Source organism: Paenibacillus solanacearum (assembly GCF_910593845.1).
Lineage (GTDB): Bacteria > Bacillota > Bacilli > Paenibacillales > NBRC-103111 > Paenibacillus_G > Paenibacillus_G solanacearum.
Map to the genome: position 1 here is coordinate 1 of NZ_CAJVAS010000112.1, position 1,213 is coordinate 1,213.

The 1,213-nt window shown below is 44.6% G+C and carries 1 protein-coding gene; it reads left to right on the forward strand.

The genetic code is table 11. The features are described from left to right. Positions 1 to 1,061, forward strand: a 1,061-nt coding sequence (locus tag KXG62_RS33795; RefSeq protein WP_218096396.1) for an IS256 family transposase, incomplete at its 5' end; no start/stop codon positions are given. Positions 1,062 to 1,213 lie beyond the last annotated feature (152 nt).

Sequence of the window (1,213 nt, forward strand, 5' to 3'; positions counted from 1 at the left end):
CGGATGGCGACAACACGGGAAATAGCCGCAACGGTTATACCAAAAAGACAATTAAAACGAAGTTTGGTAACACCGAACTGAACGTTCCACGTGATCGAAACAGCGAATTTGAGCCTCAAGTCGTTAAAAAGCATGAAACGAGCGTGAACGGCTTAGAGGAGCAGATTATCGGCTTGTATGCAAAAGGCATGTCTACTCGTGACATTGAGGATCACATGAAGGATCTGTATGGTATTGAAGTGTCTCCTACAATGATCAGTAAGGTTACCGATAAGATCATGCCATTAGTATCTGAGTGGCAGTCAAGACCTCTTGAAAGGGTCTATCCTATCGTGTTTTTAGATGCAATCCATTTCAAGGTTCGTCAGGATAGCCGTATCATCAACAAGGCAGCATACAGTGTTCTGGGCATCAGTATGTCTGGGCAGAAGGATATTCTAGGCATTTGGATTGGTGAACATGAGAGTGCGAGCTTTTGGTTAAACGTTTGTACAGAGCTGAAAAGCCGAGGCGTTGAAGATATACTTATCGCTTGTAAGGATGGTCTTTCTGGGTTCTCTGAAGCCATTAACGCGGCGTTTCCACGGACACAGATCCAACTGTGTGTCATTCATCAGATTCGAAACTCTATGAAATACGTTCCCTTTAAGGAAGAAAAAGCTGTATTGGCTGATTTGAAGAGAGTCTATCAAGCCCTAACGTTAGAGGATGCTGAAACTGCATTCGCTGCTTTCAAAGAGAAATGGGGCAAGAAGTACCCTATTATTATTCGCTCTTGGGAGAATAACTGGATCGAGCTAACGGCTTATTTTAGCTATCCGGCGGAAATACGCAGAATGATCTATACGACCAATATCATCGAAGGTTATCACCGCCAGCTTCGAAAAGTAACCAAAACAAAAACGGCTTATCCATCGGATGATGCCTTGCGGAAGATTATCTATCTTGCCACAATAGATGCATCCAAAAAATGGACTATGCCGCTTCGAAGTTGGAAAGAATGTATATCACAGCTTGCCATCCATTTCGGAGACCGGCTGCAGGCGGAACTATCTGCATAACGCCCACATTCGAGCCAGGCTTGACATGGAGCCTCTACGGGCATGATTCCTTGCGATCAGGCGATAACTCGTAAACTCGTATCGCCAAGGCAATTAAGCCTATCATGCCCGCCCCTCCATGTAAAGCCTTCCTGAGTTAACTTTGGTAAAAA